Origin of the sequence: Vibrio albus (genome assembly GCF_003144035.1) — a bacterium.
Classification (GTDB): domain Bacteria; phylum Pseudomonadota; class Gammaproteobacteria; order Enterobacterales; family Vibrionaceae; genus Vibrio; species Vibrio albus.
This window is the reverse complement of sequence record NZ_QFWT01000001.1, coordinates 787,494-804,205: the sequence shown is the minus strand read 5'-3', so window position 1 is coordinate 804,205 and position 16,712 is coordinate 787,494. Positions and strand designations below refer to the sequence as shown.

Below are 16,712 nucleotides of genomic sequence, written 5' to 3'. Positions count from 1 at the left end.
TGTTACGACAATATTGTCGACAAGCTGTGTAGTGCTTGGAATCGTTTTTGTGCAGACAAAAGCAGAGTCATTTCGCTCTGCTTTAGAGATTGGACTATATTGACCAGTTAATTAGTGTGATTGGTATAACATTTCATAGCTTAGCCGCACCACTTTTAGCTTAATAATGTTATTTCTATCAAAAATTGTAACAACTATCTAATGACCACAACGGTTGCTATATACATCAAACTTTTAGTCATCGAAACCATTAAAACAATTTTGATATTTTCATGATGCTCATCGAAAACTTTCAAAATAGACATAAATCGATTCACTTAAATTTATAAAATACCAGCGTTTCATCCTTTTCTTCAGCGCCTATCTAATAGTTATTTCTGTTACCACAAAATTACTTTATTAAAAGTACGTTGATTTTTAGTCTAATTCCAAGGACCCTACTAATGGCAAACTTAAATGCCCATGAACATCTAGCCTGTCAGTCTTATCTTTCTATCCCTAACAATACACAGTTAAAAGGGCACCAACCTCAGTTCTCCACCGCTGGTTTTTTCCATACAAAATCAAGCCCTAGAACACTATTCAATTTTAGTACAGGTTGGCGGTTTCAACGAGGTAAGCAGCCGCAAGGCCATAACGAATCAATAGACGACAGTGAGTGGGAAATTATAAACGCTCCACACAGTGTAGAAATACTTCCAGAAGATGCTAGCGGTTCAATCAATTACCAAGGTGAGGTTTGGTATCGTAAACATTTCGATTTGTCAGCAGAGTTTGCAAACAAACGAATCTTTCTCAACTTTGAAGCCATCCAAGGTAAATCTAAGGTCTGGATAAATGGCCAACTAATAAGAGAAAACTTTGAAGGTTTTCTTGGTATGGTTTTGGATATCACTGATTTTGTTAAAATCGGAACAACCAACGTTATATGCGTGTTGGCAGATAATAGTGATGACCCTAATTTCCCTGCTGGGAAAAATCAATCAGAGCTCGACTTCACCTATGTGGGAGGAATGTATCGCAATGTTTGGCTCTATACGACAGCAAACACTTACATTACTCATGCAAATCAAGTAAATGAAGTCTCTGGTGGAGGAGTTTTTGTTCACTTTGAAAATATCTCAGCTAATAGTGCAACAGTAAATATTCAATCTCATTTAGCGAATGCCGAAAACCAATCTAAAAACTTAACTCTCAACACCAGTCTAATTGATCATCTAGGGCAGAAAATATCTTCGACAGAAAAGAAAATGGCACTAGATGCGCGGAGCCATCAACACATTAACCAATCGTTAACCATTGAAGCACCAACACTTTGGCACCCCGACCAACCTTATCTTTACTGGTTAGAGTGTTCGCTGTTTGATCATCAAGAACAAAAAATAGATGAAGTGCGAATTAGAGTTGGTATCCGTTCTATCGAGGTACGTGGGGACCAAGGGCTATACATTAATGGGCGGGCATTTGAAGACAAACTCATCGGTGTTAATAGACACCAATACCATGCCTGTGTAGGAACAGCATTAAGTAACAATATGCATTGGCATGATGTGAAAAAGTTAAGAGATGCCGGTATGCGTGTAATACGCACGGCTCACTACCCTCAGTCTCCAGCCTTTATGGATGCCGCTGACGAACTTGGTATGCTGCTTCTAATACCATCTATAGGTTGGCAGTTCTGGAACGACTCTCCAGTATTTATATCCCAAGCAAAATTGAACATCAGACAGAAAATTCGTCGAGATCGAAATCACGCATCAGCAATGGCTTTCGAGCCAGCACTAAATGAAACACATCAACCAGAACACTTTCTGAAAGACATTTATCAAATAGTACATGAAGAATTTCCATACGGTGCTATCGTTCCACTCGACAGTTACCTCGGTGCAGAACAGTATTCAGATATGGTTTATGCTCACCCAAACCAAATGAGAAACGAGTCATTGAAATCGGACCAAATTGCTTTTGACTTATTCAAAGGTAAACCGAGTTTCACCCGCGAATGGGGAGATAATGTTGATGATTGGAACTCTCACAACTCCAGTAGTCGTGTCCATCGTAGTTGGGGAGAACAGGCGCAAATAGTTCAAGCTATGCATTATGCTTTAGGCTCTGGAGATGGAGCACACCAGTATGCTACCAGCATTAACACTTTATATAGAACACCTAGACAGCATGTGGGTGGCACACTTTGGCATGGATTCGATCATCAAAGAGGATACCATCCAGAACAGTTCTGGGGAGGGATTATGGATTCGTTTCGTCAACAGAAATATTCTTATGATATCTTCCGCTGCCAAAGGAACCCCCTAATTACTCACCCCATTGCAGAAAGTGGTTATCACATTGCAATCTTGCATGAACTGACACCAATATCTTCAGCTGATGTCATTGTTTGCTGTAATGCAGAGCAAGTACGCTTATCTTTCTGTGGCACTGAAATAGGAACAATAACGGTTAAAAACGATGAAACGGGCATCCCATATAAGCCAGCGGTGTTCAAGAATGTTTATGATTTTATGGCAATAAAAGACAAGCATAGAGCGGAACAGTTTGAACAAGCCTGCCTAATTGCAGAAGGCCTCGTCGATGGTCATGTCGTTTGCAGAGAAGTGAAATATCCCGCACGTAGACCAACTCGTATTCGCTTACGCCTGCTAGATGAAGATTCACCAATTGTTGCTGATGGTTCGCAACTCGTAACCGTAATTGCAGAGGTTACAGATGACAGTGGCAATATAAAACGCCTAGCGAGAAGCAAAGTCAAATTTGCAGTTTTCGGTGAAGCGGAACTCATTACTTCTGAAAGAGCGGATTCCAACCCAAGGACCGTTGAATGGGGAACAGCACCAGCATTAATCCGAACTTCTCTTAACGCTGGCGAGATCCGTATCCAGGCTCACCCTGCGGTAGAAGGATTAAACTCTTTAATACCTGATGAAGTCGTCATTTACTCGCAGCCTGCAACTCAGCCGCTGCTCGCCAATGAACAACGATGTTTTGAAGTAGACAAAGAAACTGTTAGTCATCTAGCGCAAAAATTTGCGGTAGAAAAACAGCATAAACTTGAAAGACACGAAGCACTCCTATTACGACTAAAAGGAGTTGAAGAACAACAAACAGAATGCGGTGAAACACCAAAGTAACGCCCATTTAATAGACATTAGCACTCGAATTAAAGCTGCAGTGATAAACATACTGCAGCTTTAATTTTATCACAGTATAAAGTGCGACAAATTAGAATTACCAAAATACAGATGTAAAAAAGCCCAGACTGTCGGGGCTTTAAGTGACTTTATGAGTTTGAGGTGGGTTACTGCTCTATGTGTTTTGACTCTGTCTGGTCTATTTCAGCTTCAGCTTCTTGCATCTTCTCTTCGGCTTGTTTAGCCCTGTTGATCATCGGAGTGATCGTAGAGCCCTGAATAAGTATAGAGAAAACGACAACAGCATAGGTCATAACCACAATGATTTCTTTTACATCAATGAGTTTGTCGGGAACCACTAAGATACCTGAAGGGATAGATAATGCCATTGCCAGTGCAAGGCCTCCCCTCAACCCTCCCCAGGTCAGAATTCTTACTGACCATGGATTATATTTCCGGTAGCGTCTGAATCCGGCATAGGCCAATAATACACTGAAATATCGACTGGCCAGGACCAGTGGGGTAGCTATCGCCATCATGATCCAGTCTTCTGAGTGGAACTCAAACAACAGCATAGACATACCAATCAGCAGGAACAGAACACCATTTAAAAATTCATCAACCAGTTCCCAGAAATGATCCAGGTGATCCTGACTTTCTTTTGAAAAGCCGACAAATCGAGTCCAGTTTCCGATCATGATTCCTGATACCACCATTGCCAGTGGTCCTGATACATGTATAACTTCTGCAAATACGTAACCCGCAGTAGGAACACCTATTGTAAGTAGGAGTTCCATTGAGTGGTCATTTGTTGCACTTATCAGGTAGTGGAACAGCAACCCCAGAGCTAGCCCATAGATGATCCCACCGATAGCCTCATGAATGAACAGCATAGTGACACTGCTGACAGTTGGGGCCTCTGTCCCGAAAGCTATCGTAAATAGAGTTACAAAAATAACCAGACCAAAGCCATCATTAAACAGCGACTCTCCTTCTATCTGAGTAGATATACGTCTGGGGGCGTTGAGCTTTTTCACTATAGCAAGTACCGCTATTGGGTCGGTTGGTGAAATAAGAGAACCGAAGAGTAAGCAGTATATAAACGAAAAGTTAATGCCTAATAACAAAGTAATGGCGTATAGCCCGATACCGATAAAAAAGGTAGAAAAGAGTGTTGCCCCTAGAGCCAGCACAGTAATCTCCCACTTTTGATCTCTCATATGCGGAAGCTTTATTCCCAACCCTCCGGCGAAGAGTAGGAAGCCTAAGATGCCTTTGAGCAGAAAATCTTCAAAGTTAATTGATGCAACTGTTTTAGTCGCGATCTCAGTGAGCTGAAACCAGTCGTTATGACCGGCAATAAGGATGAGTAGTGATAACACCATTGAACCGGCGGTAATGGCGATGGTGGTTTGCATTTTGCCAATTTTATGATTGACGAATGCAATCATCATTGCGGCTGCAGATAGGAAGCAAAGGGTATAGTAGACTGACATAAAGTTTATTAGATTGTAATAAAATGTGATAGTTTATTGTCAGTGTATCCTGATTAAATCGCAATCATTTTCATCTTGTTTCTTGAGCTATTGAGATGTAAGTAAGTAGTGCTGATAGGCAGGTGGGCCTAACCTCGCGGGTCTATAACAGCCTCTTCCTTCAATACGATTGATGATAAAGGAAGAAGCTGATGGAATGAGGGGGTATTGCTGATGGGCAGAGTAATGGCCTTAAGCTGCCGCTCTGGCAGATTTCATCCACACGTATATATCGTCTTCTGTCAGATCATCGGTGGTCCGGGATACCATAGGAAAGAGCGTCTTAGCTTCTTGTGCATTGAATACATGATCGGTAAGCACAGCCCAACCACGGATGATGCAGTTACCGCCGGATTTGTTAATACTGTCTGCTATGCGAGTTACATGAGACTCGCAGAAAGTTTCAATTTTGTAGATATTGCTCATAATATACTCACTAGCAACTCATTTTATACGATTCCCCGGAACAGGATTTAATTGGGGTGAGCTTGCCGATTTATCGACAAATATATCACTTAAATGATTTTCTGCATATACCGTACCACGGAAACCGGTTTCAAATTGAAGTTTTCACTTAAATCTGTGATATTGGTTATTCTTTGTACAGGGTGATTCTTATAGTAAAGAGAAACTGATCGCCTATAGTCTGTACACTATCCGCTATTTGACGTAAAATTCCCGCCCCTTCGATACCACCAGGTGGTATCGACCTGACTTGAAATCAGAACTACAGAGATATAAACCATGTTTAAACCCGAATTACTGTCCCCAGCCGGCAGCCTTAAGAATATGCGGTATGCTTTTGCCTATGGTGCAGATGCTGTGTATGCCGGTCAGCCTCGTTATAGCCTTCGTGTGCGTAACAATGAATTCAATCATGAAAACCTGAAAATAGGTATTGATGAAGCACATGCTCAGGGCAAGAAACTGTATGTGGTATGTAATATCCAGCCGCATAACTCTAAGCTGAAAACCTTTATCCGCGATTTAAAACCTGTTGTTGATATGGGACCTGACGCTTTGATTATGTCTGATCCCGGTCTGATCATGATGGTGCGGGAAAGTTTTCCGGATATGCCTATTCACCTGTCTGTACAGGCGAATGCGGTGAACTGGGCAACGGTAAAATTCTGGGAGTCTCAGGGCGTTGAACGGGTAATCCTTTCCCGTGAGCTGTCTCTGGAAGAGATCGAAGAAATCAGAGAAAAGTGTCCGGATACCGAGCTGGAAATTTTCGTCCACGGTGCGTTGTGCATGGCATATTCTGGCCGCTGCCTGCTTTCCGGATATATCAACAAGCGCGACCCGAATCAGGGGACCTGTACCAATGCTTGTCGCTGGGAATATAAAGTGGAAAAAGCCACGGAAGACGATGCGGGCCAGGTAGTGGAAATTCAGGAATCGGTAGAACGCCCGGAGAATACCATTGGGCTGGGTAAACCAACCGATGAAGTGGTACTGCTTTCTGAAGGACATCGTCCTGAAGATAAAATGGCGGCTTTCGAAGATGAGCATGGCACTTACATCATGAACTCTAAAGATCTGCGAGCGGTACAGCATGTTGAACGTCTGACGAAAATGGGCGTACATTCGTTGAAAATTGAAGGCCGGACTAAGTCTTTTTATTACTGTGCGCGCACAGCCCAGGTATACCGTAAGGCGATTGACGATGCTGTTGCCGGTAAGCCCTTTGATCCGAGTCTGATGAATACGCTGGAGAGCTTAGCGCACCGTGGTTATACGGAAGGGTTCCTGCGTCGTCATACTCATGATGCGTATCAGAACTATGATTACGGCTACTCAATTTCCGATACTCAGCAGTTTGTTGGTGAGTTTACCGGTAAACGTCGTGGTGAGCTGGCGGAAGTTGAAGTGAAGAATAAGTTTGTGGTTGGCGATAGTCTGGAACTAATGACCCCTCAGGGTAATATTGTCTTTACGCTTGAAGCGATGGAAAACCGCAAATCAGAATCGGTGGACGATGCCAAGGGTAATGGTCATTTTGTCTTTATTCCTGTGCCGGAAGAGCTGGATCTGGAATATGCGCTGCTGATGCGTAATTTGCAAAGCGGACAGAATACCCGTAACCCTCAGGGAACAAAGGCTGAAGCTCAGGGTAATGTCTGATTATGGCGTTGCTAATTACACAGAAATGTATTAACTGTGACATGTGTGAGCCGGAATGTCCTAATGGCGCGATTTCTATGGGTGAGAAAATCTATGAAATCGATCCGGATCTCTGTACTGAGTGTAAGGGGCACTATGATGTCCCTACCTGTCAGTCTGTCTGTCCGATCACCAACTGCGTGATTACTGATCCGCAGCGTATTGAGACAGAAGAAGAGTTGCTGGAAAAGTTTGTTATTATCCAGGGGCTGGCATAAGTGTGACTGTTACTGAAACGCGGAGCCTCAGGCTCCGCTTTTTGTTACCTGTACCTTGATTCTTAACTCTTTGGCAGTCCGCCGAGTGCCGTATATAAGTCAGGTAGTAAGGCGTTCAGTTCAGAAGACATAAGTGAAAAATCCGCATCAAAGCGTGCCGCCTGATCTTCTCGCGGGATATCTTCGTTCTGATCTTTTATATCGTCACTGAATTTTAAACGCTTAATACTGCCGTCTTCACCCAGCATAAAATCCATCCGGCCTTGCCAGTTAAGCATTAATTTCGTAACGACCTTGTCTGCTGCAATATGATTCAGGATCTCTTCGGCACCCAGTTCTTGCTTCTTACAGCGAATAATGCCGCCGTCTTCCTGTAAAGACTGAAGCTCAGCTTCATCCAGTAAGGTAAACCCGTGTGGGGCTTCACCTGTTTTTACCCACTCAGTCAGAGTGGCTTCAACGGCTTTCTCCGGGATTGCAGGTACGACCGGTAAACTGCCGATGCTTTTACGCAGTAGAGCCAATACGTCTTCTGCTTTTGTATAGCTGCTGGCATCAACCAGGATCAGGCCAGAGTCAGGCAAAATAAGCACATAGGTGTTCTGACTACGGCTAAATGCACGTGGAAGCAGATCAACAATAATGTCGTCTTTCAGAGTGTCTTTTTCCGTTTTTTTCAGAGGACGTCCTTCCTCTGCTTCCATTGCCTCAACCTTTTCATTCAGCGAGTCTTTGATTACTGTTGCAGGCAGAATTTTTTCTTCTTTTTTGGCACAAATGAGAATGCGGTTCTCCGAGACGTGAGTCAGCATATCGCCGAATTTACCCATCACATTACACCAGCCAAACTTACTTTTATCCTGACTCCCGCATGGGGTGAAGCGGAAATCATCTAACTGCTTTTCCAGCTTATCTGCATTGAATTCAATATCACGGTTAAAGCGATAAGCCAGACAGTTTTTAAACCACATAGTCATCTCTTCGTATCTTCAAATGGGAAGCGGTAATGATAGGGGATTGCAGGGGATTTGTAGAGTCCTTTGTCGGTTTCCCGGAAGTAGATAACACTTCACCAATACACCATGCGGGAAAAAGAGCAATGAATTTGTTAAGAAAGTTATATGAAAAATTGTTTGCAAAGGTCACAAAAGTGTCATACTTAGTGAAGATAATGCAGGGTGTTGATAAACAAACGAAGGTTGCTTATTTATGTCTAGAAGGATTCTGGTTGTTGAAGATGAAGCGCCGATCCGCGAAATGTTATGCTTTGTCCTTGAACAGAAAGGTTATCAGGCAGTAGAAGCAGAAGATTATGATGCTGCTTTGAATAAACTGTGCGAACCGTACCCGGATCTGATTCTGTTGGATTGGATGTTGCCAGGTGGGTCAGGTATCAACCTGATTAAACACCTGAAGCGTGAAGAGTTAACCCGTAATATTCCGGTAGTGATGTTGACTGCTCGTGGCGAAGAAGAAGACAAAGTTCGTGGTCTGGAGGTCGGGGCTGACGACTACATTACTAAGCCATTTTCTCCCAAAGAACTGGTTGCTCGCCTTAAAGCCGTGATTCGTCGTGTGACACCAACCGCTCTGGAAGATGTGATTGATGTGCAGGGGCTGAAGCTGGATCCGGTATCTCATCGAGTGACGGCGAATGATGAGCCATTGGATATGGGACCAACCGAGTTCAAAATGCTGCACTTTTTTATGACTCATCAGGAACGGGTTTATAGCCGCGAACAGCTGTTAAATAATGTTTGGGGAACGAACGTGTATGTAGAGGACAGGACTGTTGACGTGCATATCCGCCGTTTGCGTAAAGCGTTGGAGAATGCAGGGCATAATAAGCTTATTCAGACCGTCCGTGGTGCCGGCTACCGCTTTTCTACCCGTTCTTAGCGGTCAGCCTTGCGGAGAGTTTCATGATTGAAAGACTGACCTGGAAAAAGCTGGCCTGGTCGCTGGCTTTTTTTTATACCCCCTGGATTATCATCGGCTGGTTATTTGGTTATATGCCATGGCTGCTACTGGTCGCTACCTTATTGCAGTTAGGATGGCATTTGCATAATCAGATGCGTTTATCTGCCTGGCTGTGGGATGAAAAGCGACTGACACCACCTACCGGGACCGGAAACTGGGAAGGTCTGTTCAATGGTATTTACCGTCTTCAACAGCGGCAGAGAAAACGCCGCAAAGAGCTGACCAATCTTATTCGCCGTTTCCGTAATGGTGCGGAATCGCTGCCGGACGCCGTCGTCGTATTTCGCGGAGAAGGCAATATTGTCTGGTGCAACAAACTGGCTCAGTATCTCCTCGGCTTTCGCTGGCCGGATGATTCCGGACAGCCTATTACCAACCTTATACGTACGCCTGACTTTATTAAGTATCTGACCAAAAATGATTTCTCAGAGCCTTTGGAAATGCGTTCGCCCCTGAATGTAGAGCGTACACTGGAACTGCGTATTGTGCCTTATACCGAAGGTGAACACCTGATGGTGGTACGGGATGTCAGCCAGGTGAAGCAACTGGAAGGTATGAGGCGTAACTTTTTTGCCAATGTTTCTCATGAGTTGCGTACTCCAATGACGGTGCTGCAGGGCTATCTGGAAATGACAGAAGATCCGGATATGGTTATCGGGCCGATGTGGACGAAAGCGCATGGCGTGATGACCGAGCAGCTTAATCGAATGAATAGCCTGGTGAACCAGCTACTGACGCTCTCAAAAATTGAAGCCGCCCCGATGGAAGATCCGCATGAGATTGTGAATGTACCAGCGATGCTGGAGGTGCTGGAGAAAGAGGCCGCGACCTTGAGCGGGGATAAAAACCATCAGCTTTATTTCGATGTCGATCCAAAACTGAGGGTTCTGGGGGATGAAGATCAGCTAAGGAGTGCGATTTCTAATCTCGTTTATAATGCCGTTAAATATACGCCTGCTGGTGCGGAAGTTCATGTTCGGTGGTATGAAACGAAGAAAGGAGCACATCTCGACGTTGAAGACAGTGGCGAGGGGATTGAACCGCAGCACATACATAGGTTGACCGAGCGTTTCTACCGGGTGGATAAAGCTCGTTCAAGAGAAACAGGGGGAAGCGGACTTGGGCTGGCGATCGTGAAGCATGCCCTCACGCACCATGACTCGATGCTGGAGATCAGCAGTGAAGTAGGCGTCGGAAGTCAGTTCTCTTTTGTATTGCCTAAACGGTTAGTCGTAAAATAGCGGTAATTTATAACATAAAGGTCTTTATTTGTTTTCTTTCAGCAGAGCGCTTTTTCTTTCCGTTATCTTTTTGTTCAGCCCCCATTCGATTGGGCAGGTGCTGCCTGACTATCATAAAATTCCCGGACTGTCCGGTAACCTGACATCGGTCGGCTCTGATACGTTTGCCAGCTTAGTTTCTCTATGGGGGGAGGCGTTTAAGACCTACTACCCTAATGTCAATGTTCAGGTTCATGCTTCCGGATCATCAACGGCAGCCCCCGCTCTTATTGAAGGGACGGCACAATTCGGCCCTATGAGCCGTGAAATGCGGTTGAAAGAAGTGGAAGCTTTTGAGCGGGAACACGGATACCAGCCGACGGCTCTGAAAGTGGCGGTTGATGCTATTGGCATTTTTGTGCACGAAGATAATCCGGTTAAGGGGCTTAACTTCACGCAGATAGACAGTATATTTTCTGCCACTATGCGTTGTGGAGGGGATAAACCGATTCAAACCTGGGCTGAACTTGGCGTCCGGCATAAGTGGGCGAAGCGACGTATTCAGTTGTTTGGGCGTAATTCCGTCTCAGGTACTTATGGTTATTTTAAGCAGACGGCGCTATGTGGTGGTGATTTTCAGAAATACGTCAATGAACAACCGGGGTCAGCATCGGTTGTCCAGTCAGTGGCGTCATCGATCAATACCATCGGGTATTCCGGAATTGGTTACCGGATGGCCGGGGTAAAGCTGGTGCCTGTCGCGGAGACTGGTAACCGGTATGTCTGGCCGGATAAACAAAGTATTGCTGATGGCCGTTACCCATTGTCTCGCTATCTATACATCTACATTAATAAGCACCCGTCAAAACTGCTTTCCCCGATTGAAGCCGAGTTTATTCGCTTTATTTATTCAAAGCAGGGACAGGAAATTGTTGAAAAGGATGGCTATATCGGAATTTCACCGGATGTGGCAAAGCAAGAGCTACAGAAAGTAACGCTCTGACAGGCCTTGTGGGGAAAAGAGTGCAGGCCTTTTTCTCTTGTTGAGATTGCCTAAAGGCTGTACAATTCGCGCCCTTAATTATTGTTTCGTCATCGTGGGGGCATTATGACCACTAAAAAAGTTAATCTGCTTGATTTTGATCGGAAAGGACTGCGTAAATTTTTTACTGAGGAGTTGGGTGAAAAAGCGTTCCGTGCCGAACAAGTGATGAAGTGGATTTATCACTTCGGTTGTGATGACTTCGAACAGATGACCAACCTGAATAAAAAGTTACGTGAAAAGCTGCTCCGTGTTGCTGAAGTCCGTGCGCCAGAAGTGTCTGAAGCGCAGTACTCTTCTGACGGTGTTATCAAGTGGGCAATGAGAGTCGGCGATCAGGATGTTGAAACGGTCTATATACCGGAAGATGATCGTGCCACCTTATGCGTGTCTTCACAGGTAGGGTGTGCTCTGGAATGTAAATTCTGCTCTACTGCTCAGCAAGGCTTTAACCGAAACTTAAGAGTATCAGAAATCATTGGTCAGGTGTGGCGTGCCGCCAGGGAGATAGGTCTTGAAAAAGAGACCGGCCGTCGCCCTATTACGAATGTCGTCATGATGGGGATGGGGGAGCCGCTGCTGAATATGAAAAACCTGATCCCGGCACTGGAACTGATGCTGGATGATCTTGGCTTCGGTCTGTCAAAACGTCGTGTTACTGTCTCGACTTCTGGTGTGGTTTCCGGCCTGGATCAGATGACCGGGACGATTGATGTTGCGCTTGCGGTGTCTCTGCACGCACCATCGGACGAACTACGCCGCCAAATTATGCCGATCAATGACCGTTGGAACATTGAAAAACTGTTGGCATCGATTCACCGTTACATTGCCAGTTCAAATGCGAACCGCGGTAAAGTCACCATCGAGTATGTTTTGCTCGATCATGTGAATGATGATATGCAACATGCAAGACAGCTCGCAGAGTTACTCAAAGATACACCAGCAAAAATTAATTTAATTCCATTTAACCCATATCCTGGTTCACCATATAACAAGCCAAGTAATTCTCGTATCGATCGTTTTATGAAAACGCTGATGGAGTATGACCAGACGGTAACCGTACGTAAGACCCGTGGCGATGATATTGACGCCGCTTGTGGCCAGTTGGTCGGTGATGTGATTGACCGCACCAAACGTACAAAACAGAATCAGCAAGGGGAACCAATCCCGGTAGTATCTATCTGATAAATAGGGTTAGATAATTCCTGAATATATTGAGTATCCTCTGCTTTTTGAAGGATTTTCTTAATGTATAAATGGATAACCTCCGCTTTTCTTGTTAGTTTAGTCACTGCATGTGTTACAGTGGCGGAAGATAGCACGACAAGCCGTTTTGATAATATAGAAGCAGCAGAAGCACGTATACAGCTCGGATTAGGGTATCTTGATTCGGGCAATATGGCGAAAGCAAGGGAAAACCTTGAAGTTGCCGTTAAGTATGCGCCAGATTATTATCGTGCACTCAATTCCATTGCTTACTATTACCAGCAGGTTGGAGAAAACCAGCTGGCCGAGGAGGCATACAAAAAAGCGTTGGGGGAGTCTCCAAAGAACGGCGATGTTCTTAATAATTACGGGGTTTTCTTATGTGGTCTCGGTCAGTACAGCAAGGCCGATCAGTATTTTAACCGTGCTATTGAACAGCCATTTTACTATCAGATTTCAGGTAGTTATGAAAATGCAGGAATGTGTGCACTGAAAAGTGGCAATACAGATAAAGCTGCATTTTATTTTCAACGTTCTTTGGAACATGATCCAGGCCGTTTTCTCTCTTCAATGCAGCTGTCCGGGTTGGAGGTTGCAAAAGGTGAGTACAAAAAGGCCCGGGCCAGACTCCAGAAAATTCACAAAGAATACGGGTATAATGCAAACAGCCTTGATTTGGCTATTCAGCTTGAAATTAAAACGGATAATATCGGTGTAGTCGATAAGTATGTTCAGAAGCTGAAAGAACTTTACCCGAATTCAAAACAATATCAGAAATACAAAGCGGATGAGTACTGAAAAAGCAAATACAGAGCAAGAAGACGTATCAGTTCCACACATTCAGGCAGGGGACTTACTGCGTGAAGCGAGGGAAAAAGCAGGGTTTTCTCAACAGGAAGTTGCAGACAGGTTAAGACTGAAGTTATCTGTTATTCAAAACATTGATCAGAATGACTTTGAATTTGACCACGTCGCGACCTTTACCCGTGGATACTTACGCTCGTATGCGAAGCTGGTTTCTGTCGATGAACGCATTATTCTGAATGCTCTTGATGGCGTGGATGAGGCCCAGCATAAAGAACATTCCATGCAGAGCTTTTCCCGTAAAACCAAAAGAGAAAAGCATGACAGCAGAATTATGAAGCTGACTTGGGGTATTTTTGCGGTCATTATTGGTATCTCTTCTGTGTGGTGGTATCAAAATCAGCAGGATACGATAACTGAGTTTTCTGAGCAGGATGCAGCTGAAACCCAGTCAGTTGATGAAAGTCAGCCTGTGTCGGGTGACGCTCAGATAGAGTTTGAAACTGTGACCGATCAGGTTCAGGAGGCCGATCAGGCATCGTCCTCTGATGTCGTCACTGAAGAAGATTCCACTGCTTCTCAATCCACTCCGGACACGGCTGTCAATCAAGAGAGCGTGGAGGAGGATTCTGCTAATGCAGAAACGGATACAGTGGCTGACAACCAGTCAGAACTAACGGAAGAACAACCCGCAGCTGTTCGGGAAAACACCAGCCTGGTGATGAGTTTCTCTGCTGATTGCTGGATACAGGTAAAAGATGCGGCCGGAAAAACGTTAGCCGTTGGTGTAAAACAGGCGGGACAGAGCCTGACCCTTAATGGCGAAACCCCTTACAGTATTATTTTAGGTGCACCGGAAGGTGTCACCATGACATTTGCAAGTGAACCTGTCGACCTTTCTGGGTATACTTCAGGCAAAGTAGCAAGGTTTACTCTACCCTAGAAGTTAAGTATGCAACACGAATCTCCTATCAAACGTCGTCCCTCAACCAGAATTTATGTGGGGGATGTGCCTATCGGTGACGGCGCACCTATCAGTGTGCAGTCAATGACCAACACAAGAACCACCGACGTAGATGCTACCGTCGCTCAGATTCAGTCTCTGGAAAAAGTCGGGGCTGATATTGTACGGGTGTCGGTGCCAACGATGGATGCGGCCGAGGCCTTTAAGCAGATCAAACAGCAGGTCTCTGTACCTTTGGTTGCTGATATCCATTTTGACTACCGTATTGCCCTGAAAGTGGCCGAATACGGGGTCGACTGTTTACGTATAAACCCGGGTAATATCGGTAAAGAAGATCGTATCCGTGCTGTCGTGGACTGTGCCAGAGACAAAAATATCCCAATCCGTATCGGAGTGAATGGCGGATCGCTGGAAAAAGACATTCAGGAAAAGTACGGAGAACCGACAGCTGAAGCGCTGGTGGAATCGGCCATGCGGCACGTGGATATTCTGGATCGTCTGAACTTCGATCAGTTCAAGGTCAGTGTGAAAGCCTCGGATGCATTTCTGGCGATTGATTCTTACCGCTTATTGGCGAATAAAATTGATCAGCCCCTGCACTTAGGGATCACCGAAGCTGGTGGAGCCCGTGCAGGCTCTGTCAAATCGGCTATCGGACTGGGCATCCTGCTTTCAGAAGGTATCGGTGACACTTTGCGTGTCTCTCTGGCTGCCAATCCAGTGGAAGAGATTAAAGTCGGTTTCGACATACTGAAGTCTCTGCGGATCCGCTCCCGGGGCATCAACTTTATCGCCTGTCCGACCTGCTCTCGTCAGGAATTTGATGTTATTGCAACAGTGAATGCTCTGGAAGAGCGTCTGGAAGACGTACTGACACCAATGGATGTATCGCTGATCGGCTGTGTGGTGAACGGACCAGGTGAAGCTGAAGCGGCGCATCTTGGGCTTGCGGGCAGTAAAAATAAAAGCGCTTTGTATGAAGATGGTAAGCGTCTGAAAGAGCGTTTGGACAACAATGCACTGCTTGATCAGCTTGAAGCAAAGATCCGCGCTAAAGCATCGGTGATCGAGCAGTCCGGACGAATCAAGATAAATCAGATTGAAGAATAACGCTGTGGAAACAGGTTATGTACAGCATTTTGGAACGGTAAGATAACAGTGGCAAAAACAATTCAGGCAATTCGGGGCATGAACGACTGCCTCCCGACAAATACTCCCTTGTGGCAAAAACTGGAAAGTACGGTTAAACATGTGCTTAGTGCATACGGTTACAGTGAAATCCGTATGCCAATCGTGGAGATGACTCATCTGTTCAGCCGTGCTATCGGTGAAGTGACCGATGTGGTTGAGAAAGAAATGTACACCTTTGAGGATCGGAATGGTGACAGCCTGACCCTGCGTCCTGAAGGGACAGCGGGTTGTGTGCGTGCTGGTATCGAAAATGGCCTGCTGTACAACCAGGAGCAGCGTCTTTGGTACATGGGGCCGATGTTCCGCCACGAGCGTCCGCAGAAAGGGCGGTATCGTCAGTTCCATCAGGTTGGTGTCGAAGTTTTCGGCCTTAATGGTCCGGATGTTGATGCTGAGATGATCATGATGACAGCTCGCATGTGGCGTGAGTTAGGAATTGAGAAGCACGTACGCCTGGAGCTTAACTCTATTGGTTCTCTGGAAGCGCGCGCTAATTACCGGGATGCGCTGGTGGCGTATCTGGAGCAGCATGAAGACGTGCTGGACGAAGACTGCAAGCGCCGCATGTATACCAACCCGTTACGGGTACTGGATACCAAGAATCCGGAAATTCAGAAAATTCTGGTAGATGCGCCTAAACTGTCTGACTATTTGGATGAAGAATCTCAGCAACATTTTGCAGGTTTGTGTGAACTTCTTGACGCGGCAGGTATCGAATATCAGGTCAACGAACGTTTGGTTCGCGGACTGGATTACTACAACCGCACTGTATTTGAATGGATTACTGAAAGTCTGGGTGCTCAGGGGACGGTGTGTGGCGGTGGTCGCTACGATGGCCTGGTTGAGCAACTGGGTGGTAAGCCTGCGCCAGCAGTTGGTTTCGCCATGGGGCTGGAGCGTTTGGTTCTTCTGCTGGAAACGCTGAAACTGGACGAAGTACGTCGTACAGTCGATGTGTATATGGTGACAGCTGGCGAAGGCACTATGATGGCCGGAATGAAACTGGCGGAGCAATTGCGTGAAGACGTTCCGGGCCTGAGAGTAATGAGTCACTTTGGCGGCGGTAACTTTAAGAAACAGTTTAAACGTGCAGACAAAGTCGGTGCGGCGGTAGCATTAGTTCTGGGTGAAAATGAAGTGGCAGATAATACCGTGGTATTAAAAGATCTGACTGGCGGAGAGCAGACAACAATTGCTCAGTCTGAGGTCGCAGCCCAACTGAAAGAATTGATTTAAGAGG

At 45.5% G+C, this 16,712-nt stretch carries 14 protein-coding genes; 11 read left to right on the top strand and 3 right to left on the bottom strand.

Annotated features, from left to right (window positions below; translation table 11 throughout):
* Window positions 1-443: 443 nt before the first annotated feature.
* Window positions 444-3,146 (top strand): glycoside hydrolase family 2 protein, encoded by a 2,703-nt coding sequence (locus tag DI392_RS03610; RefSeq protein WP_109318513.1) that lies wholly within the window; start codon window positions 444-446, stop codon window positions 3,144-3,146.
* Window positions 3,147-3,313: 167 nt separating this feature from the next.
* On the opposite strand, the gene DI392_RS03605 is transcribed toward DI392_RS03610, so the two are convergent.
* Both DI392_RS03605 and DI392_RS03600 read right to left on the bottom strand, forming a co-directional pair.
* On the bottom strand, window positions 3,314-4,642 hold the full coding sequence (locus DI392_RS03605) for a cation:proton antiporter (RefSeq protein WP_109318512.1): 1,329 nt from the start codon (window positions 4,640-4,642) through the stop codon (window positions 3,314-3,316).
* Between the two features lie 231 nt (window positions 4,643-4,873).
* Window positions 4,874-5,107: a hypothetical protein gene (locus DI392_RS03600; RefSeq protein ID WP_109318511.1), complete on the bottom strand. Its 234-nt coding sequence runs from the start codon at window positions 5,105-5,107 to the stop codon at window positions 4,874-4,876.
* 318 nt (window positions 5,108-5,425) lie between these two features.
* Between DI392_RS03600 and trhP the strand changes: the two genes are divergently transcribed.
* Together trhP and DI392_RS03590 are read left to right on the top strand one after the other, a co-directional pair.
* A complete protein-coding gene (gene trhP / locus DI392_RS03595; RefSeq protein ID WP_109318510.1) occupies window positions 5,426-6,808 on the top strand; it encodes a prephenate-dependent tRNA uridine(34) hydroxylase TrhP in 1,383 nt (460 codons plus the stop codon).
* Window positions 6,809-6,810: 2 nt separating this feature from the next.
* Window positions 6,811-7,065 (top strand): YfhL family 4Fe-4S dicluster ferredoxin, encoded by a 255-nt coding sequence (locus DI392_RS03590; protein ID WP_109318509.1) that lies wholly within the window; start codon window positions 6,811-6,813, stop codon window positions 7,063-7,065.
* 62 nt (window positions 7,066-7,127) lie between these two features.
* On the opposite strand, the gene rdgC is transcribed toward DI392_RS03590, so the two are convergent.
* On the bottom strand, window positions 7,128-8,036 hold the full coding sequence (gene rdgC / locus DI392_RS03585; RefSeq protein ID WP_109318508.1) for a recombination-associated protein RdgC: 909 nt from the start codon (window positions 8,034-8,036) through the stop codon (window positions 7,128-7,130).
* Between the two features lie 238 nt (window positions 8,037-8,274).
* Between rdgC and phoB the strand changes: the two genes are divergently transcribed.
* The 8 genes from phoB (at window position 8,275) to hisS (ending at window position 16,708) form a co-directional block, all read left to right on the top strand.
* The gene (phoB, locus tag DI392_RS03575) at window positions 8,275-8,964 is read left to right on the top strand and encodes a phosphate regulon transcriptional regulator PhoB (protein ID WP_109318506.1); all 690 of its coding nucleotides are present in this window, start codon (window positions 8,275-8,277) and stop codon (window positions 8,962-8,964) included.
* A 23-nt stretch (window positions 8,965-8,987) separates the two neighbouring features.
* The gene (gene phoR, locus DI392_RS03570) at window positions 8,988-10,286 is read left to right on the top strand and encodes a phosphate regulon sensor histidine kinase PhoR (RefSeq protein WP_109318505.1); all 1,299 of its coding nucleotides are present in this window, start codon (window positions 8,988-8,990) and stop codon (window positions 10,284-10,286) included.
* Window positions 10,287-10,350: 64 nt separating this feature from the next.
* Window positions 10,351-11,268 carry a PstS family phosphate ABC transporter substrate-binding protein gene (locus tag DI392_RS03565; protein WP_245883931.1) on the top strand — a complete coding sequence of 306 codons (918 nt, stop codon included), beginning with the start codon at window positions 10,351-10,353 and terminating at the stop codon, window positions 11,266-11,268.
* Window positions 11,269-11,373: 105 nt separating this feature from the next.
* Window positions 11,374-12,492: a dual-specificity RNA methyltransferase RlmN gene (gene rlmN / locus DI392_RS03560; protein ID WP_109318503.1), complete on the top strand. Its 1,119-nt coding sequence runs from the start codon at window positions 11,374-11,376 to the stop codon at window positions 12,490-12,492.
* Between the two features lie 63 nt (window positions 12,493-12,555).
* On the top strand, window positions 12,556-13,311 hold the full coding sequence (gene pilW / locus DI392_RS03555; protein ID WP_109318502.1) for a type IV pilus biogenesis/stability protein PilW: 756 nt from the start codon (window positions 12,556-12,558) through the stop codon (window positions 13,309-13,311).
* A complete protein-coding gene (gene rodZ, locus DI392_RS03550) occupies window positions 13,301-14,260 on the top strand; it encodes a cytoskeleton protein RodZ (protein WP_109318501.1) in 960 nt (319 codons plus the stop codon). The genes pilW and rodZ overlap by 11 nt, the downstream gene beginning before the upstream one ends.
* Before the next feature lie 9 nt (window positions 14,261-14,269).
* The gene (gene ispG / locus DI392_RS03545; RefSeq protein WP_109318500.1) at window positions 14,270-15,391 is read left to right on the top strand and encodes a flavodoxin-dependent (E)-4-hydroxy-3-methylbut-2-enyl-diphosphate synthase; all 1,122 of its coding nucleotides are present in this window, start codon (window positions 14,270-14,272) and stop codon (window positions 15,389-15,391) included.
* Window positions 15,392-15,439: 48 nt separating this feature from the next.
* Window positions 15,440-16,708: a histidine--tRNA ligase gene (gene hisS / locus DI392_RS03540; RefSeq protein ID WP_109318499.1), complete on the top strand. Its 1,269-nt coding sequence runs from the start codon at window positions 15,440-15,442 to the stop codon at window positions 16,706-16,708.
* Window positions 16,709-16,712: the final 4 nt, after the last annotated feature.

What these genes read in the sequence shown, in the direction of transcription:
- rodZ (WP_109318501.1), top strand. Translation starts at nt 13,301, where the DNA reads ATGAGTACTGAAAAAGCAAATACAGAGCAAGAAGACGTATCAGTTCCA.
- phoB (WP_109318506.1), top strand. Translation starts at nt 8,275, where the DNA reads ATGTCTAGAAGGATTCTGGTTGTTGAAGATGAAGCGCCGATCCGCGAA.
- pilW (WP_109318502.1), top strand. Translation starts at nt 12,556, where the DNA reads ATGTATAAATGGATAACCTCCGCTTTTCTTGTTAGTTTAGTCACTGCA.
- DI392_RS03605 (WP_109318512.1), bottom strand. Translation starts at nt 4,642, where the DNA reads ATGTCAGTCTACTATACCCTTTGCTTCCTATCTGCAGCCGCAATGATG.
- DI392_RS03600 (WP_109318511.1), bottom strand. Translation starts at nt 5,107, where the DNA reads ATGAGCAATATCTACAAAATTGAAACTTTCTGCGAGTCTCATGTAACT.
- rlmN (WP_109318503.1), top strand. Translation starts at nt 11,374, where the DNA reads ATGACCACTAAAAAAGTTAATCTGCTTGATTTTGATCGGAAAGGACTG.
- phoR (WP_109318505.1), top strand. Translation starts at nt 8,988, where the DNA reads ATGATTGAAAGACTGACCTGGAAAAAGCTGGCCTGGTCGCTGGCTTTT.
- trhP (WP_109318510.1), top strand. Translation starts at nt 5,426, where the DNA reads ATGTTTAAACCCGAATTACTGTCCCCAGCCGGCAGCCTTAAGAATATG.
- ispG (WP_109318500.1), top strand. Translation starts at nt 14,270, where the DNA reads ATGCAACACGAATCTCCTATCAAACGTCGTCCCTCAACCAGAATTTAT.
- rdgC (WP_109318508.1), bottom strand. Translation starts at nt 8,036, where the DNA reads ATGTGGTTTAAAAACTGTCTGGCTTATCGCTTTAACCGTGATATTGAA.
- DI392_RS03590 (WP_109318509.1), top strand. Translation starts at nt 6,811, where the DNA reads ATGGCGTTGCTAATTACACAGAAATGTATTAACTGTGACATGTGTGAG.
- DI392_RS03610 (WP_109318513.1), top strand. Translation starts at nt 444, where the DNA reads ATGGCAAACTTAAATGCCCATGAACATCTAGCCTGTCAGTCTTATCTT.